The following is a 17,508-nucleotide window of genomic DNA, read 5'->3' as shown; positions in this document are numbered from 1 at the left end:
CGTTGAATATAAACGGATTTATAAAGCCAGCGGATTGCGCTAAGGTAAATCCATTCCCCCGAACTCACCCGTAGATTGCGCCAAAATAGACTATACAAGCCTTTTTGATTGGGCTTTTTCAGGCAGTCTGCACTTTATAGCAAATTCTTATTTATTGCTTTTATGCAAAATCTCTCTACGCTGTTTTTTGGTGCTCTCTTCATTGTCGGCGCGTCTACGACATCTCAGGCCCAGAGCCTGGTAAGCGGTTTTATGGCGGGCAAAGGCCACGGTTCGGTAGTGGTGTCGGGCACGGCCGAGCGCTACGATGATGTGTACCTGGCCCCCGAAAAAATTTCGGGCGTTCCGATTTTTCAGGAGGTGCGCGTCAATTCCCTCAACCTGTATGGCACCTACGGCCTCTCCGATAAGATTGACGCCGTCATCAGCCTGCCCTACATCCAGTCGAAAGGCCGGGCGCCGGGGGCGGTAATTGACAACTTGAATTCCTACTACTCCACGCAGGGCTATACCAACGTGCGCCAGGGCCTGCAGGACCTTACTGCGCTGTTCAAATTCAAGTCCTACAGCCGCGAAATCGGCAGCAGCATTCTGGATTTGTTGGGCGTGGTCAGCTTCAGCACGCCGGTCAGCGACTACCAGACCAACACCGGCTACGGCTACATCATCGCCATCGGCAACCGGGCCACCAAGTACACGGCGGCCGGCGTGGCGCACCTCAAAACCAGCTCGGGGGTGTTTGCCACGGGCCAGGTGGGCTACAGCCTGCGCACCGGCCCCGTGCCCGATGCTCTGGTGGGCGAGGTCAAGCTGGGCTACGCCGGCCCCAAAGTCTACCTCGAAGGCAATGCCTCCTTCCAGGAATCGAACGGCGGCACCGACATTGCGGCCCAGAACTTCACCGGCTTTTTCCCATCCACGCGAGTCAATTACATCCGTCTGGGGGCCAGCGCCTACCGGCCCATCACCAACGGCTTTGGCCTGACGCTGGGAGCCAGCACCTACGTGGCTGGCCGCAACATTGGCAAATCCACCGGCTATTCGGCCGGCATCACCTATAATTTCTAATTCGTCAACAATTTTTGTTCTAAGCTAATACAAAGCGCCCCCGTACCCGGAAATAATCCGGGTACGGGGGCGCTTTCGGGTTTGAATGAATTTAATAATTCGATTCCGAAGAAGGCAGGTCAATCAGGATAAACTGAGCGTCTTTGGCGGCCCGAATCTGCACCACGTCGTCATCGGTCATGCGGGCCTGGTCGTTGGGGCCGAGCTCGGTGCCGTTCACGAAAATGGTGCCCTGCTTCACGTAAATGAAAGTGAGGCGGATGGGGAAGGTTTTGAATTCAATTTCCTCGCCCTCGTCCAGGTTCGACCAGTAAACCGTGCTATTAGAATTCATGTACACCACGTCTTCCAGTACTTTCTGGCCGGTCACGAGAGGCACCAGCTCGTTCTTGTTGCTGCCGATGAATCCCAGGTCCTTTTGCTCGTAGCTGGGGGCCAGGCCCTTTTGGCCGGGAATGAACCACAGCTGGTAGAGATGCAGGGGCTTGTCCTGGCGGTTGAACTCGGAATGGGCTAGGCCGGTACCGGCGGTCATGCGCTGCACCTCGCCGGCCTTGATGGTCGTTTTATTGCCCATCGTGTCCTGGTGCGTGATTTCGCCGTCGAGCACCAGCGTCACGATTTCCATCTCGGAATGCGGGTGTTGCGGAAAGCCCGACTGCGCGGCCACATTATCGTCGTTGAACACGCGCAACGGCCCGAAGTGCATGTTGGTGCGGTCGAAATAATCGGCAAACGAAAACAGGAAGTAGCTGCTGAGCCAGGCCGCGGGGGCAGCGTGGTGGCGGTCGGCGGCGGAAATGTATTTGAGCATAGCTTGGAGACGAGAGGGTATGGCGTGCCTCCCATACGCGCGGGGCGGGCCGGAAGTTGGCCCCACCCCGCACAGCAAAGCCCTTCCGGAGTGCGGAAGGGCTTGCGGCATTTTCAAACGGCAGTTCAGGGCTATGCTTTTTTCAGCAGCGCCACCTGCTGTTGCAGGTCGAGCACGAGGCTGGCCACGCGCTCCAGCGAGAGCTCGGCAATAGGGAACGTGCTGCTGATGTAGCTTTTGGCTTCCCAGATTTCGAGCACATCATCGGCCTTCACGTCGTAGGGCGAGAAGTTCGGGTTATCGGAGTGCAGCACGAACATGGCTCCAGAACGCATCTTATTGAAAACGCGCTTGAACACGATGCCGTCGCGCGAGCTCACCACAATGCAGGGCGTACCATCCTTAATGTTGGTCCATTCTTCTACATAGCGGCCAACGATGACGGTGCCGCTGGCAATGGGCAGCATCGAGTCCCCGGCAATTTCGAAGGCGCGGTAGGTGCCCGTTTGCGAGAGCATGGGCAGACGAAACTTGGGCAGCACCTCCAGGTATTCGCGGTCGGCGTAGCCGTTGAGGTAGCCGGCAGCAGCTTTCTGGGGCACCAGCTCGATGTTCTCGTTCTGGTCCTTGTCCACGGTGAAGGCCAGCACGCGGAGCTTGCCGCCGGCGGCCGGCGTGGGCGGCTCGGGGTTATCGTCGGCATCGGCGCCGGGCGCGTTGGGGTCGGGCGCGGGCAAGGAGCCGATGATTTTGGTGTTCTTTTTCTTGCTGAAATCGGTGGTGACGAGCTGGTCGAGCGTGATGCCGAACAGGCGGGCCATGTTGACGAGCGTGGCGAGGCGGGGCTCAGCGCGGCCTTCTTCGTAGGCACCCACCAGGGAACGTTTGATGCCGAGCTTTTCGGCCATCTGGGCCTGCGTGAGGGCGAGTTCGCGCCGGCAAAACTTGAGGTTGGTATTAATCATCGGTGGGGGGCAACAGCCGGGAGCGGCGTTGGACTTAACGCAGATTCGGCTGGTGAAGTTAGCAACGCAGGTGCGAAGATACTAATTCACTTAGCTAATAAATTTCTGCCCACCACTTTAGCGTCGAGCTATTTGTCTTTCAACCCACCATTCGTCGTTTTTCCAGAAATTATTCCAGCCCACGCGGGCGTATTTGGGGTTGATGTGGGCGTCGCGCTCGCCGATTTCGAAGCGCGTGAGCACCTCGCGCGTCACAGCAATGCCCTGTTTCCAGAGCACGGGCGTGGTTTCGCTACCCGGCCCGTCGGCCCAGCTGCCTTCAAAGAGCAGGCCGCCGTTGCGGGTGGCGGAGTTGGCGGTGTTTTCCATCAGCACGGCGCGACGGTTGGGGGTGAGCTGGAAATCGAGCGCGATGCGGCCCGTGAACTGCCCACCCAGACCTTGTCGGCTGGTGGCCTGCAGCGCAAAAGCCCCCGTGGCACAATAGGTGGGCACGCTGGAAACATCGGAGTAGTTGGCGTACACTTGAATGTTGGCCGGCAGGCGCTGCACCTGTTGCAGCTCGATGCTGCCGCGAAAGGGCGTCACGTCGCCGTAGCAGCGGAATTTGCCCGCTACCAGGTAGCGGCCGGGGCTATGGGTGTCGGGTTGCACGGTGGTAAACACAAATTCGAGCCGCCGCCCGTCGTAGCCGAAACAGCCGTTGAGCACGTCTTCGGTGCCGGCCTGGGACTGGTGCTGCCATAGTTTCCCTAAGTTGGTGCGGGCCAGCAAGGCCGTGCGGGTGGCATTGGTAAGCACCGCTCCGGGGGCGGCCAGCGGGGCCGCCGGGCCGGCCGCTGGCCCCGAAAAGCTGGGCAGGTTTTGGGGCTGGGGCGCAGCAAAGAGCAGCGCCGGCGCCGTGAGAAGCAGTAAGTACCGCATACAACCGAAATAGAAGGTTTTTTAAGGCCAGCTATATTGCTAGATGGCACTTATGAATTCTTAACGGTGGCGGTGGTGAATTTAGTATTATAGGTTGAGTTTTGGTTTGGGGGATTTGGCCCACCATTCGTCGTTCTGCCAGTAGCTATTCCACCCTTGTTTGGCATACTTGGGGTTAATTTCAATGTCCCGTTCGCCAATCACAAAATCCTCGTGAATAAATGGGCCGTAGCCAATGATGCTTTGAACCCAAACGGTGGGAGTCAACTGGCCGGTTTTGCTATCCTTCCAATGGCCGGCATATTTCTGTTCGCCACCTTGCGAGGGTCCGTGCAAAAAGGGGGTACTAACATAGAGACGGCCTTGTTTAGTAAGTTCTAATTCCATCACTACGCGGCCGTCGAACAACCGGGCTTGTGCTGCTGCCGGTGGTTCTGCCAGCATCACCTTGCCCTTTACTGAATAGCGCTTTACAACTTTGTCATCATCAAGACGCACAGTTGTCATCATTGACCAGTTCTTAATATTCTGCTCGTCCTCAGCGGTCAACATTGGCTCGATGGCCAATGAATCGAATGCGATTTGGCCCTGGAAAGGCGCAATACGCTTTTTGGTGCGGGTTAGTCCCTCTACGAAGTAAGCAAACGGGGTTTGCGGGCTTCTGCGAGCAGCGGTTATCACCACTTCCGTACGGTAGCTGTTTGGCCCCAGGAATCCATTCATTGAACGGTCGTACTGATTTCTCTGGATATTCTGGATGAGCGGCGCTAAATCATGCTTACCAAAAAAGCCCCTTATATCGGCTGAATCCGTGACGGGACGCGACCGAATGTCTGTCCGCAGTACCATACTGAAACGTACTGGCACCGGTGGCATTGTATCGGCCGGAGCGGGTGCTTTACCAACTGACTGCATTTTAGCAGAAGTGCCGATTACCGGAACCGAAGCTGCTGCCGCTGCAACGGACCCGCCTTGCCCTTCTGGTGGATGCTGCTGACACGCCACTACCGACAGTGCCAACAGAAACGGGTAGAGCGTCTTTTTCATGCGACCAATTTACGCCGCAGGTCCGGCATAAATTCCTGCAGAAAATACCGCCCCAACCCTACTTCCAACAGAATTTCCATCAGAATCAAATTGCCTACCCACGAAAGCCAAGTTACGGTCAGATACGTTTCTATCGGCTTGGTTTCGAACACGTAGTACATCACGTAGCTCTCGCCGCGCAGGGCCAGGGCGGCCAGCGTCACGGCGAAGGACCGCAGCATCCAGTCGACGTGCAGGCTCCACTGGCGCTGGCGGGCGGCACGGTAGGCTTTCCAGGTACAGAGCCACCACACCAGGCATTGCAGCGTGAAGCCCACCTGCGCGGCCAGCCCGCCGTTGGCAAAATAGGCCAGGATGAGGCCCGACGGCGCCGCCAGCGCCAGAATGCCCACCACGTAGAACTTGCCCAGCTGCCGGTGCAACCCCGGCCCGCGCCGCGCCAGCACCGGCATAAACTGCAGCAGCCCGGCCACCAGCACCAGCAAACTGGTGGTGATGTGCACGTAGAAACCCAGCCGAAACACGGGGCTGTCGTTGGTTTCGTCGCTCTTGGTGGTGAGGAAGTGGATGCCCTTTTCGAAAGTGTAGTAGGGCAGCGTTTTGGTGAGCATCAGGCCCGCGAAGGCGGCGATGACGAGGGCCACGAGGGCGAGTAAGAGTTTTCGGACCATGCAGCGCAACAGAATCAGGCGGGAACCTATAAATAAAAAAGCCCGCCGTTGCTAACGGCGGGCCTTCTCCATTTATTGGCTGATGCGCTACTGCCCGCGCAACCGCTTGTGGTACAGCGCGGCCATGCGCAGCTGGAAGTAGTCGAACTTCTCGCGCAGGTGGTCGAACAGGTCGCGCAGCGTGGGGTCGCCGCCGAGTTGGGCGCGGGCCGTGAAGATTTCGGCCAGCTCCTTGTCGCTCACAAAATCGTGGATGCGCAGCTCGCGGCCCTTGGCGTAGGCGTTGTAGAGGTGGGTTTTCACGGTGCTCAGGGCCAGGCCGCGGCGCTCGGAAATGTCCTCAGGCGTGAGGCCCATCTGGTGGAACTGGATGGTGGCGTCTTCGGAGTCGCTCACCGGCTTATCGGCTTTGTCGGCCGCCGTGAGGCGCGGGCGGGGCTCGTTGAACATGCTGTCCGAATCGGACGGCACGTACTGGCCGCCCCCGCCGTGCTCCAGAATGAGGCGGATAAAGGCTTCGCCGTAGGTTTCGAACTTCTTCATGCCCACACCCGAAATGCCCAGCATGCCCACCCGATTCACGGGGCGCTCGGCGGCCATTTCCTGCAGCGTGGCGTCGGAGAACACCACGTAGGGCGGCACCCCCTGCTCGTCGGCAATCTGCTTGCGCAGCTTGCGGAGCTTGTCGAACAGCTGCGCCTCGGGCGTGCCGAAAGTAGCCGCCGCAGTAGCGTTGGCAGCTTTCTTACCGGCGCGGGTGGGCTTTTCGGCCTTCTCGCTGGGCTGGAATTTCTTGAGCGGCAGGGTAAGCTGGCCTTTCAGCACCTCGTGGCCGCGCTCGGTGATTTTCAGGGCGTAGCCTTCCTCGTAGGCAATATAGAACAGGCCGTCGTTCAGCATCTGGTGAATGTAGCTGTACCAGTCGAGGTAAGGGAGGTCGGAGCCCGCGCCGTAGGTCTTAATCTGGTCGTAGCCGCCTTGCAGCACGGCCTGGTTGCGCATGCCGCGCAGGATGTCAATCAGCAGATTGATAGCCACTTTCTCGCGGCTGCGAAACACGGCCGAGAGAGCTTTCTGGGCAATCAAAGTCCCGTCGAACGTGGTGGGCGGGTTGCGGCAGATATCGCAGTTGCCGCAGTCTTCGCCCAGCGTTTCGGAGAAGTAGTTGAGCAGAATTTTGCGGCGGCACGAGGCGGCTTCGGCAAACTGTTGCATGCGCTCCAGCTTGGCGGTGTTGAGCTGGGCCTGGCGGGCGGGCACGTCCTTGGTCACCATCTCGCGCATCTGCATCACGTCGGCGAAGCTGTAGAACAGGATGGCGGTGCTGGGCGCGCCGTCGCGTCCGGCCCGGCCGATTTCCTGGTAGTAGCCCTCGATGTTTTTCGGCAGGTTGTAGTGCATCACCCACCGCACGTTACTCTTGTCGATGCCCATGCCGAAGGCAATGGTGGCCACGATGACCTGCAAATCGTCCTGCAAAAAGGCTTCCTGCACCTTGCCGCGCTGCAGGGGCGTCATGCCGGCGTGGTAGTGGCCGGCCTTCACGCCCTTGGCAATAAGCTTCTGCGCAATGGTTTCGCAGGTTTTACGCGAAAGGCAATAAATAATGCCGGGGTCCTGCGGGTGGCGGCCGATGTAGTCGATAATCGAATTGATACGGTCTTGGCCGCCGCGCACAATCAGGTTGATATTCGGCCGGTCGAAGCTGGACAGGAAGACCTTGGGCTCGCTGAGGTTGAGCTGGGTAATGATGTCGCGCTTGGTGAGGCGGTCGGCCGTGGCCGTGAGGGCGATGATTGGCGTGCTGGGGAAGTGGTTCCGCAACTGGCCCAGTTGGGTGTATTCCGGCCGGAAGTCGTGGCCCCAACTCGAAATACAGTGCGCCTCGTCGATGGCAAACAGGCTGATGTTGACCCGCGTCAGAAACTGCAGGAAGCCGTCGCTCAGCAGCTTTTCGGGGCTCACGTAGAGCAGCTTGAGGTAGCCGCCGGTGGCGGCGCGGGCAATGTCGTTGGCCTCGCTCTGGCCCACGCTGCTGTTGATGTAGGCCGCCGCGATGCCGTTGGCTTTCAGGGCTTCCACCTGGTCCTTCATCAGGGCGATGAGGGGCGAAACCACCACGCAGGTGCCTTCCGACACCACCGCCGGAATCTGGAAGCAAACCGATTTGCCGCCCCCCGTAGGCATAAGCACCACGGTGTCTTTGCCGCCGAGAATGTGCTGGATAATGTCGCCCTGCATGGGGCGGAAATTGTCGTAGCCGTAGTACCGTTTCAGGGCCTGGCGGGCGGCGGGCAGCAGGTCGGGAGGAGCGGTAGTTAGGGTATCGGACATAATGCAGATGGAGTAATTAGATAAAAATAACAGCCGGGGGCGGGAAGTTCCAAGCAGATTAGTTTTTGGCTGGGCCCTCGGCCGGCCTCGGCTCACGGCGTGAGCCCCGATACAGTTCATATTTCAAAAGCCGGCAGTCAATCGGCCCGTTAAACAGCGGAATACGCCGCGCCGGCTTCAGCCCGATGCTCTTGGCCGCTTCCAGATTGCCGGTAAACACAAACGCATTGTAGCCCTGAAAGCCTGTTTTCAGCGTGTCGCCAATTGTCTTATACAACGCCGCCATCTGGGCCTCATCTCCTATCCGCTCGCCGTAGGGCGGATTGGTGAGCACAATGCCCGGCTCCTCCCTGGCCGGGGCGACGGCGTCCTTCACGTCGCGCACCGAGAGGCGGATGCAATCTTCCAGGCCGGCGGCGGTGATGTTGGCGGCGGCCAGGTCAATGGTTTTGGGGTCGAGGTCGGAGCCGGCCAGGTAAGCCTGCGGCTCTTCAAGGCGCTGCGCTTTGGCTTCTTCGCGCACCTGATTCCAGAGTTCGGGGTCGAAGTCGTACCAGTTTTCGAAGCCGAACCTGCCCTGGTGGAACAGGCCGGGCGCGATGCGCTGGCTGATGAGGCCCGCCTCGGTGAGGATGGTAGCCGAGCCGCACATGGGGTCGATAAGCGGCTTTTTGCCATTCCAACCCGAAAGTAAGACCAGGCCGGCGGCCAGCACCTCGTTCAGCGGGGCCTCGTTGGTGCCCTGGCGGTAGCCGCGGCGGTGCAGCGAGTCGCCGGCCGCGTCGAGGCTGAGGATGACTTCGTTTTCCGTCATGCGCAGGTGCAGGCGGATGTCGGGGTTGCGCGTGTCGATGCTGGGCCGCTCGCCGGTGCGGGCCCGGAACTGGTCCACGATGGCGTCCTTGGTGAGCTGGGCCACGAACAGCGAATGCTCAAAGGTGGAGCGGTTCACCACGGGCGTGATGGCAAACGTCTGGCCCGGGCCGATAAAATCCTGCCAGTCGATGCGGCTTACTTCGCGATACAGCGCCTTTTCATCGGCAGCATAAAATGCAGCGAAAGGGCGCAGCAGGCGCATCGAGAGGCGACTCCAGAGGGCCACTTCATACAGCAAGCGGTGGTCGCCGATGAACTCGACGGCGCGGGAGCCCACGTGCGTGATATCGGCCCCGAGGGCGTAGAGCTCGTCGGCGAGCAGTTCTTCCAAGCCGAACTGGGTGGTGGCGGTGAGGTGCATAGTCCTGCAAAGGTCGGGCACAGGGGCCGTAGGTTCGCCCCACCCAGGAACCACCCGGCGAATTCTAACAGCCGTGCGCCGGCTGGCTATATTTACGCAGCACCATCGCGGGCATCATCCCCTTTCAGCGGCTTTCTCGCAATTGGCTGTTTCGAGGCAAATACCGACGGTTATTCCAACAGCATGAGCGATATACAGAAAAAGGAAATTCCCTTTGAACGGGTCTTGTTTTTCAGCGATGCCATCGTTGCCATTGCTATCACCTTGCTAGCGCTGAATCTGAAACTGGATTTGCCAGAAGGCCATCACCTTACGTTCCAGGATTTGCTTTTGCCCTGGAAGAACTACCTCGCATTTCTGCTGTCATTCATCAACATTGCCAGTTTTTGGCGCATGCACCACCAGATGTACAGCTACATTCACAAGATGAATGGATATGCAATGGGTTACAATATTTTGTGGCTCTTCTTTATCGTTATTCTTCCTTTTTCTACCAGTCTATTAAGCACGCATTTTGGCGATTCGGCGGCCATATTTTTATATAGCTTAAATATTCTGGCCCTATCCATATTCCAAAATGCTATTTGGGATGGTGCTGATATAAAGCACAATTACATTGATGCCGAAAAAATATCCGATGAAGAGCGCAAGCGCTTTCGGCTCATGTTCAATTTCGATATGGCAAATGGTTTAATCTGCACCGTATTGAGTTTCTTCGTTCCTAAAATCGCCTTCTTCTTACTATTTTTTAAAATACCTGTCTTGTTTTTTGTCATGGTTTACATAGCCAGTCAGAAGCGAAAAGGTATTAGCCCTGATAGGGTAAGGACAACTACTTTCTGATTACCTGTTTTCCGCCAATCAGGCTACCGCCCAGCAGTTCCCAAATAGTACGAGGCCCGGTATTGGCGGCGCGCGTGTTTCTTCACCTAACCGGCCCCTGTGGCCGGTTTTTTTGTACCTTCCGCCGCGTATGGCTATTCCTGTTTCTTCGGCGGCTACGACTGCCGCACCCGCTCGCTCCTACGCCGGCCCCATGGTGCTGATGACCACCCTGTTCTTTCTGTTTGGGGCAGTTACCAATTTCAACGACGTGCTGATGCCGTATTTGAAAGACGTGTGCCAGCTCACCGATTTGCAGTCTTCGGCGGTGCAGTCGGCTTTTTTCGGGGCTTACTTTCTGATGTCACTGCCGGCCGGCTGGGTCCTGAAAAAGCTGGGTTACCAGCGCGGCATCGTGGTGGGGCTGTTGGTGATGGCGGGCGGTGCACTACTATTCATTCCGGCGGCCGACTCGCGGGCCTTTGCGCTATTTCTCACGGCGCTGGCTACGCTGGGCGCGGGCATTACGCTGCTGCAAGTGGCCGCGAATCCTTACGTGAGCATCCTCGGGCCGGCGCGGGGCGCGGCGGCGCGGGTGAGCGTGGTGGGCGTGGCCAACAACTTTGGCGGGGCGTTGTCGCCGCTTGTGGGTGGGTTGGTGCTGTTCGGCGGCTCGGTGGCCCTCAAGGCCCGGCTGGCCGCCCTGCCCCTGACGGAGCGGCTGGCCGAGGAATCGCAACTCGTCAAAGGTCCTTATATAGGTCTGGCCGTGTTTCTGGTGCTACTGGCGGCGCTGTTTTTCTTTCTTGTCAAGCTGCCCGACATCGAAGGTATTCCCGAAGAAGCGGCTGAAGAAGCGCGTCCTATGGCGGCGGGGCGTACTTCGGCGTTGGCGTTTCCACACCTAGTGCTGGGCATCGCGGCCATTTTCGTGTATGTCGGCGTAGAAGTTGGGCTGGGCTCGTTCCTGATTCGCTACGGCGAATCGCAAGGCATCCGGCAGCTTTCGGCCTTCACCCAAAGTCTGGTGCAGGGTCTGAACGTGGCTACCAACTACGCGCTGGTGCTGTTCGGCAAGGAGCCCTCGGCCATCGATACCACGGCCGGCTTCACCAAAGCGGTGGGCGCGGTGCTGGTGTCGTCATATTGGTTTGGCTCGCTCATTGGGCGGGTGGTGGGCATTCCGCTGCTGCTCAAATTCCACAACCGGGTGCTGCTGGTGGCGGTATGCGCGGCCGGTACGGCGCTGGTAGGCGCGAGCATCCTGAGCACCGGCGAAACGGCCCTGTGGCTCATCGTGCTCTGCGGGCTAATGAACTCAATTATGTGGCCCGTGATTTTCCCGCTGGCCATCACCGGGCTGGGGCCGTTCACCAAGCAGGGTTCTTCCTATTTGATTATGGCCATTGTGGGCGGGGCGCTCATTCCGCCGCTCATGGGCTTCATTGCCACGCACGGCGGCGGGCTGCGGGTAGCATTTGTAGTGCCGGCGCTGTGCTACCTGTACCTGCTGTTTTATGCTGTGAGCGGCTACCGGGTGCGGTAGTGCTTCAGGCTTGATTCCGTAATCGTAATTGGATGGAAACGCCGGCCCCGGTCCGTTCTTATCACTTACTCAGTGCGGGCAATGTGGCCCTGGTTTCGGGCGTGGTGGTGGTACTTACGACGGTAGCCGTGTGGCTATTCGGGCTGGGGCAGCACCGCTCGCTGTTTGCTAATTCGCTGATTTCGACTACGATTTTGTTTGCGGGATTTTTCCTTTTCACCACCGTGGGCCTCTTCCACGGCGTGAAGCTGCGCGACGATGTGGGCCGCCTCACCGACCGCATCAACCGGAAACATTTCCCCGGCTCTGACGGCATCGTTAGCAACTTGAACTTACCTGATTTCGACATTGGCGACAGCCACGGCATTCTGGGTTTTCTGGCGGCCGTGCTGGTGGCGGTGCTGGGTGCCATTGTCGCGGTGTTCGTTATCTGGCTGGTGGGCGCGCTGCTCTGGACGGGCATCCTCATCTTCGCCGCCATGCTGTACTGGGTGTTTTTTCGGGCCTTGCGGCTGGTGTTCAAAAACTCTAACCGTTGCCGGGGCCGCTGGGCCGCCAGCATCGGCCAGGGCCTGTGGCACGCCAGCCTGTACACGGTCTGGGTGTATGCCATCATTTACGCCGCCCACTACCTGGGCTGAGTGCATTTCGCACTAAGCCGGCCGCCTGGCCGTTACCACAGCGTCTGCTGAGGCTCGTACCATCGGTCTAGCCCTTTACTCTCATGAAAAAGTCTCCCTTTATTCCTGTTCTTTTCGTGCTGGCTCTGCTGCTGGGCACTGTTGGCTGCAAAAAGATTCTGGACCTGCTCACTTTCCAGATTAACGATTCCTCGACGTTTCAGCTCCCGGCTACTGGCCCGCTGCCCATCGGCACCGCCGGGCCGGTGATTGCGTTGCCGGGCGTCACGGTCAACTCCACCGCCAACAGCACTTACCAGAACAACAACACGGCCGCCGACTACGTGAAGGACGTCACCCTCGACCGCTTGTCCCTGACGGTTACGGACCCCGTCGGCCAGAATTTTGACTTTGTAAAAAGCATCAGCATCTCGATTGCCTCTGATGCGGCGGGCACCAACAAAGTACCGCTGGCTTCGCTGAACCCGGTACCCACCGGCCAAACCACCATCGAACTCACGCCTTCGGGCCAGAAGCTGGATACCTACCTGCGCAGCGGTAGCTACACGCTGTTCACCACCGTGGAGATGACCCAGCTGGGCCTGAGCAAAGCCACCACCGTGCGCGCCGACTCGCGCTTCAACGTGAAGGCCGACCCGAAGTAAGGGCGTGCGGGCTTGCTGCCCACGCTACGGTGCGGCCGCTACCTTTGCGGCCATGATGCCTACGCTCGAAGAAAACGTTTCCCTCCGCCCCTACAACACTTTCGGCCTCGACGTGCAGGCCCGTTACTTTGCCCGTTTCGCCTCGGCCGATGAGCTGCGCCAGCTGCTGAAACTGCCCGCAGTGCAGTCGGCCGACAAGCTCATCCTCGGCGGTGGCTCCAACCTGCTTTTCACCCAGGATTTTCCGGGCGTGGTGCTCAAGAATGAGATTCGCGGCCTGGAAATCATGTCGGAAGACGGCGACACTGGTACGGCCCTCGTCCGCGCTGGGGCCGGCGAAAGCTGGCACGGCCTCGTCCAATACGCCCTCGACCAGAACCTGAGCGGCATCGAAAACCTCTCCCTCATCCCCGGCACAGTGGGTGCCGCTCCGCTCCAAAACATCGGGGCTTATGGGGCCGAACTGCGCGACACCTTCGACCACCTGGAGGCTATTGAAATCAGCACCGGCGCGGGGCGCGTGTTCACGGCCGGCGAGTGCGGCTTTGGCTACCGCGAAAGTGTGTTTAAAAACGCGCTCAAAAACCAGTTTGTGGTCACGGCCGTGGTGCTGCGCCTGCACCGCCAGGCTCGGCCCAATGTGCGCTACGGCGCCATTGCCGAAACGCTGGCCGAGCTAGGCATCGAAGGCGAGCCCACGCCGCACGACGTAAGCCGGGCGGTGGTGCACATCCGCCGCAGCAAGCTCCCCGACCCCGCCGAAATCGGCAACGCCGGTTCCTTCTTCAAAAACCCCGAAATTTCTCAGGCCCGGTTCGACGACCTGCACAGCCAGTACCCCGACCTACCTGGCTACCCCGTGCCCGGCGGCGTGAAGGTGCCCGCCGGCTGGCTCATCGAGCGGGCCGGCTGGAAAGGGCTGCGGCGCGGCCCCGGCGCGGGCACCCACGGCGTGCACGTCCGCCAGGCCCTCGTGCTCGTGAACCACGGCGGCGCAACCGGCAGCGAGGTGCGCCAGCTGGCCGAAGAGATAATCTCGTCCGTCCGCCAGCAGTTCGGCATTGAACTGCATCCGGAAGTTAATATTTTGTGATTGAATAGCACACTGACCAGCAATCTGTATATATTGCCGAGAATGCTAAATGATGCGTAATTTGTCCCACCATTTGCATCAGTCATTTCTTTGCCGGTCTGCTTATTCTTCAATTTATGAACTTCGCGTTGCTCCTTCTCGCCGGGGCGTTTTCCGGCCCGGCCCTGGCTTCTCCTCCCACGCCACCCACTCCCCCGGTACTCACCCTGAAAGCAGCTCGTGCCCTGGGGGCTGGCAGCACCGTCACGGTGCGGGCCGTGGTGCTGAACGGGGCCGAAATGGGCAACCTCCGCTTTGTGCAGGATGGCGAGGCCGGCCTGGCCCTCTACGCCCAGGCAGCCAAGCTGCCCGGCTACGGCGAGCTGCAGGCCGGCGACAGCATCCAGGTCACGGGCCAGCTCAAGGTTTACAATGGGCTGATGGAAATGGACCCCATCGCCTCGTTTCATAAGCTGGCCAGCGGCCAACGGCTGCACCCGGTGCGCGTGCCCGTAGCCCAGGCCACCACGGCCTTTGTGGAGGCCAACGAGGGTCGGCTTATTGAAATTAAGGGCGTGACGCGCCTGCTCACCCCGGCCGGTGCCCCCGCTGAGGCGCTGGTTGGCAACGCCAACTACCTGCTCGACGGCACGGCCGGCGCGTTGCTGCGTGTGGGCGCGGCCAGCACCGGGCCCCAAGGCCTCATCGGGGCCACGGCCCCCACGGGCGAGCCGTTCGATGTGCGCGGCGTTATGAGCCAGTACTCGCCGGGCGGCACCGGCGGCTATCAGCTGCTGCCCCGCCTGGCCACCGATTTTGTGCGCGGCAGCGGCCTGCCCCGCCTCACCGAAGAGCCCGTGCCCGTGAACGTGAGCCCGACCGGCTTCACCGTCGTGTTCTCGACCCTGAACGCCGGCGACACTCGCGTGCGCTACGGCCTCGATGCCAAGCAGCTCAAGGAAAGCCGCGTCGACGATGCCCTTACCACCCATCACAGCCTCACCCTGAACGACCTGATTCCGGGCACTACCTACTACGTGGAAGTGAGCTCGCGCAACGCCGCGGGCACCGAAACGGCCTCGCCCGTGCCGTTCATCACCACGGGCGGCAAACGGGTGCGGGCGGGCGGCAAAAATTAAAGTTTGCGTTGCACGGCACTATTGAGGTCTGAGAGCGGTTCGTTTCGCTGAAATTCAGCATCTTTGTAATTCCGTCTCCCACCTAATCTTTAAAAATTAACCGTTTCGTAACTCTGTTTTTTTCATGAAGAAATTTACTCTGTTGGCGTTGCTGGCGTGTGCCACTTCCTGGCACGCGGCCTCGGCCCAAACTTCCATCACCATTGCGGCCGCACGGGCGCAGCAGCCCACCACCAACGCCACGGCGGGGGCCACCGTCACGGTGCGCGGCATTGCCACCAACGGCAACGAGCTCGGCGCGATTCGCTACTTTCAGGACGGCACGGCTGGCATTGCGGCCTACGGCGGCAGCGCCGGCACCACTCCGGCCGTAGCGGCCGTGCTAAACTCGGTGCAGCCTGGTGACAGCATCCTGGTGACGGGCCAGCTGAAGCAGTTCTATGGTTTTCTAGAAATCGACCCCCTCACCAGCGTTACCATTCTGGCCGGCAACCGGCCGGTGGTGCCAGTGAGCTTCCCGGCCGGCAGCATCACCCCGGCATTTGCCGAGCAGTATGAAGGCCAATTGGTGCGCATCAACGGCATTAGCTCCATCAACACCAGCACGGGCGCGCCGGTAACGGCATTTGCTTCGGTATCAGCCGGCTACCGCATCAATAACAACGCCGCTACGCCGCTTTACATCAACGCGGCCAGCACGGGCCCGTACGGCCTCATCGGCAAGCCCGCTCCCACGGGCCTGTACGACGCCATCGGCCTCATCAGCCAGCACATGACGGCCAACACCGGTGTGGTGAACACCACCACTGGCTACCAGTTGCTGCCCCGTCTCTATGCCGACTTCATTCAGGGCCTGACGCCTAACGTAATTGGCACCCCTACTACCTCGAACATCAGCACCACGGGCTTTACCGTGAACTTCCTGACTCAGAACGCCGGCAACACTCAGCTGAGCTACGGCACCTCGCCCACCGGCCCGTTTACGAGCGTGACCGATGCCGCCAGCGTGACCACCCACGCCTTGGCCCTGACCGGCCTGCAGCCCGCCACGGTGTACTACGTGCAAGCCATTTCGGTGAACAGCGTGGGCCAGTCGCAGTCGCGCGTGGTGCCGATGATTACCCAGTCGCTGTCGAGTGGCAAGATGCGCGTGTACTTCAACAACCCTGTGGATAACACCCTGGCCCTGCCCGGCAACAACGCCGTGTACCTGCCCAGCGGCCACATTGCCGACACCCTGGCCAGCTACATCAACAAGGCCCGCAAAACCGTCGACCTCGCCATCTACAACTGGAACAGCACCGTCATCCTGAACTCGGTGAACGCGGCCCGCGCCCGGGGCGTGAAGGTGCGTGTGATTTACGAAGACGACAACGCCAACGTGAGCATCAACTCGCTCAACGCCGCCATTCCGCGCGTAGGTCGTCCGGCCCAGGCCGGCAGCAGCGGGAGCGCCATCATGCACAACAAATTTGTGGTGATTGACGCCGACACCAACGTAGCCTCTACTCCCTGGGTATGGACGGGCTCGACCAACTGGACTTCGGCCCAGCTCACGACTGACCGCAACTCGGCCATTGCCATTCAGGACCAGGCGCTGGCCCGCGTGTACACCATCGAGTTTAATGAAATGTGGGGCAGCACCACGCTGACGCCCGGCACCCTGCTCTTCGGCAACCGCAAAACCGACAACACGCCGCACTACCTGCGCATCGGCAACCGCGACGTGCAGTCGTACTTCTCGCCCACGGACAACGTGAACGGCCGCCTCATCGAAACCGTGCAAACGGCTGATAACGACCTGCACTTTGCCTCGATGCTCATCACCCGCGCCGACATTGCCCGCGCCATCCGCGACCGCGTGCAGCTGCGTGGCATTGCCGCCTGCACCGAGGGCGTGACCAACGACACCAGCGCCACCGACGGCTCGGGCAACAACTTCCGCATCATCCGCTCGGCCATCGGCACGCGCATGATTAAGAAAGTGGGCTCCTACATCTTCCACCACAAGTACCTGATTGTGGATGCCGGCGCTTCGCAGTCGGACCCCACCATCTTCCTGGGCTCGCACAACTGGACCAACTCGGCCGATAACGAAAACGACGAAAACACCCTCGTTATCCACGACGCCAAGATTGTGAACCAGTACTACCAGGAGTTCTCGACCCGCGTGTCGGAGCAGAACATTGCCGGGGTGGCCGTCTGCCGCCTCGTGCTCGCCACCAAGAATGGCAGCATTCAGGCCAGCACCCTGCAAGTGTACCCGAACCCCACCAGCGGCAGCTTCCAGCTGCATCTGGCCAGCACGTCGGCCCGCACTGCTACCATCGTGCTGCGCGATGTAACCGGCCGCGTGGTGCTCACCCAAACCCAGCCCCTCACCGGCACTGACCTGAACATCGACGCTACGTCGCTGAAATCGGGCCTGTACATGGTGCAGGTAACTACTCCCGAAGCTGTGCAAACCAGCCGCGTAGTAGTGGAATAAGCTGAGCAAAACTGACGCAAAAAAGGCGGCTCCCGAATCGGGAGCCGCCTTTTTGTTGTGTATTATTCAGGCATCAATAGAGCATCATGCTGAGCG

At 59.9% G+C, this 17,508-nt stretch carries 15 protein-coding genes; 8 read left to right on the top strand and 7 right to left on the bottom strand.

Going from position 1 to position 17,508, the window contains the following annotated elements; genetic code table 11:
• Positions 1-162: 162 nt before the first annotated feature.
• Positions 163-1,068 (top strand): hypothetical protein, encoded by a 906-nt coding sequence (locus I7X13_RS07860; RefSeq protein ID WP_198075045.1) that lies wholly within the window; start codon positions 163-165, stop codon positions 1,066-1,068.
• 91 nt (positions 1,069-1,159) lie between these two features.
• Here I7X13_RS07860 and I7X13_RS07855 read toward each other — a convergent pair whose 3' ends face one another.
• The 7 genes from I7X13_RS07855 to I7X13_RS07825 all read right to left on the bottom strand — a co-directional run bounded on the left by I7X13_RS07855 (position 1,160) and on the right by I7X13_RS07825 (position 9,060).
• Positions 1,160-1,882 (bottom strand): pirin family protein, encoded by a 723-nt coding sequence (locus I7X13_RS07855; protein WP_198066587.1) that lies wholly within the window; start codon positions 1,880-1,882, stop codon positions 1,160-1,162.
• Positions 1,883-2,013: 131 nt separating this feature from the next.
• Positions 2,014-2,847 (bottom strand): LexA family transcriptional regulator, encoded by an 834-nt coding sequence (locus I7X13_RS07850; protein WP_198066588.1) that lies wholly within the window; start codon positions 2,845-2,847, stop codon positions 2,014-2,016.
• A 117-nt stretch (positions 2,848-2,964) separates the two neighbouring features.
• Entirely contained in the window at positions 2,965-3,771 is an 807-nt protein-coding gene (locus tag I7X13_RS07845) for a hypothetical protein (protein WP_198075044.1), read from the bottom strand.
• A gap of 87 nt (positions 3,772-3,858) precedes the next feature.
• Entirely contained in the window at positions 3,859-4,818 is a 960-nt protein-coding gene (locus I7X13_RS07840) for a hypothetical protein (RefSeq protein ID WP_198075043.1), read from the bottom strand.
• Positions 4,815-5,489 carry a DUF2306 domain-containing protein gene (locus I7X13_RS07835; RefSeq protein ID WP_198075042.1) on the bottom strand — a complete coding sequence of 225 codons (675 nt, stop codon included), beginning with the start codon at positions 5,487-5,489 and terminating at the stop codon, positions 4,815-4,817. Before I7X13_RS07835 ends, I7X13_RS07840 begins: the two co-directional genes overlap by 4 nt.
• Before the next feature lie 87 nt (positions 5,490-5,576).
• Positions 5,577-7,823: a DNA helicase RecQ gene (recQ, locus tag I7X13_RS07830; RefSeq protein WP_198075041.1), complete on the bottom strand. Its 2,247-nt coding sequence runs from the start codon at positions 7,821-7,823 to the stop codon at positions 5,577-5,579.
• A 58-nt stretch (positions 7,824-7,881) separates the two neighbouring features.
• Positions 7,882-9,060 carry a THUMP domain-containing class I SAM-dependent RNA methyltransferase gene (locus tag I7X13_RS07825; protein WP_198075040.1) on the bottom strand — a complete coding sequence of 393 codons (1,179 nt, stop codon included), beginning with the start codon at positions 9,058-9,060 and terminating at the stop codon, positions 7,882-7,884.
• A gap of 183 nt (positions 9,061-9,243) precedes the next feature.
• On the opposite strand from I7X13_RS07825, the gene I7X13_RS07820 reads away from it, so the two are divergent.
• The 7 genes from I7X13_RS07820 (at position 9,244) to I7X13_RS07790 (ending at position 17,412) form a co-directional block, all read left to right on the top strand.
• Complete coding sequence (locus I7X13_RS07820) at positions 9,244-9,903, top strand: TMEM175 family protein (RefSeq protein WP_198066594.1); 660 nt, start codon at positions 9,244-9,246, stop codon at positions 9,901-9,903.
• A 130-nt stretch (positions 9,904-10,033) separates the two neighbouring features.
• Positions 10,034-11,428 carry a sugar MFS transporter gene (locus I7X13_RS07815; RefSeq protein ID WP_198066595.1) on the top strand — a complete coding sequence of 465 codons (1,395 nt, stop codon included), beginning with the start codon at positions 10,034-10,036 and terminating at the stop codon, positions 11,426-11,428.
• 32 nt (positions 11,429-11,460) lie between these two features.
• Positions 11,461-12,069: a hypothetical protein gene (locus I7X13_RS07810; protein WP_198075039.1), complete on the top strand. Its 609-nt coding sequence runs from the start codon at positions 11,461-11,463 to the stop codon at positions 12,067-12,069.
• 83 nt (positions 12,070-12,152) lie between these two features.
• Complete coding sequence (locus I7X13_RS07805) at positions 12,153-12,713, top strand: hypothetical protein (RefSeq protein ID WP_198075038.1); 561 nt, start codon at positions 12,153-12,155, stop codon at positions 12,711-12,713.
• Between the two features lie 52 nt (positions 12,714-12,765).
• Complete coding sequence (gene murB, locus I7X13_RS07800; protein ID WP_317191551.1) at positions 12,766-13,806, top strand: UDP-N-acetylmuramate dehydrogenase; 1,041 nt, start codon at positions 12,766-12,768, stop codon at positions 13,804-13,806.
• A 116-nt stretch (positions 13,807-13,922) separates the two neighbouring features.
• Positions 13,923-14,924, top strand: coding sequence for a fibronectin type III domain-containing protein (locus I7X13_RS07795; protein ID WP_198075037.1), 1,002 nt, complete (start codon positions 13,923-13,925; stop codon positions 14,922-14,924).
• Positions 14,925-15,048: 124 nt separating this feature from the next.
• On the top strand, positions 15,049-17,412 hold the full coding sequence (locus I7X13_RS07790; protein WP_198066599.1) for a phospholipase D-like domain-containing protein: 2,364 nt from the start codon (positions 15,049-15,051) through the stop codon (positions 17,410-17,412).
• The last annotated feature ends 96 nt before the right edge of the window (positions 17,413-17,508 follow it).

The organism is Hymenobacter negativus (genome assembly GCF_016056375.1).
Classification (GTDB): Bacteria; Bacteroidota; Bacteroidia; order Cytophagales; family Hymenobacteraceae; genus Hymenobacter; species Hymenobacter negativus_A.
Note: the sequence above shows the minus strand (reverse complement) of the source record. Positions and strands in the feature narration are given on the sequence as shown.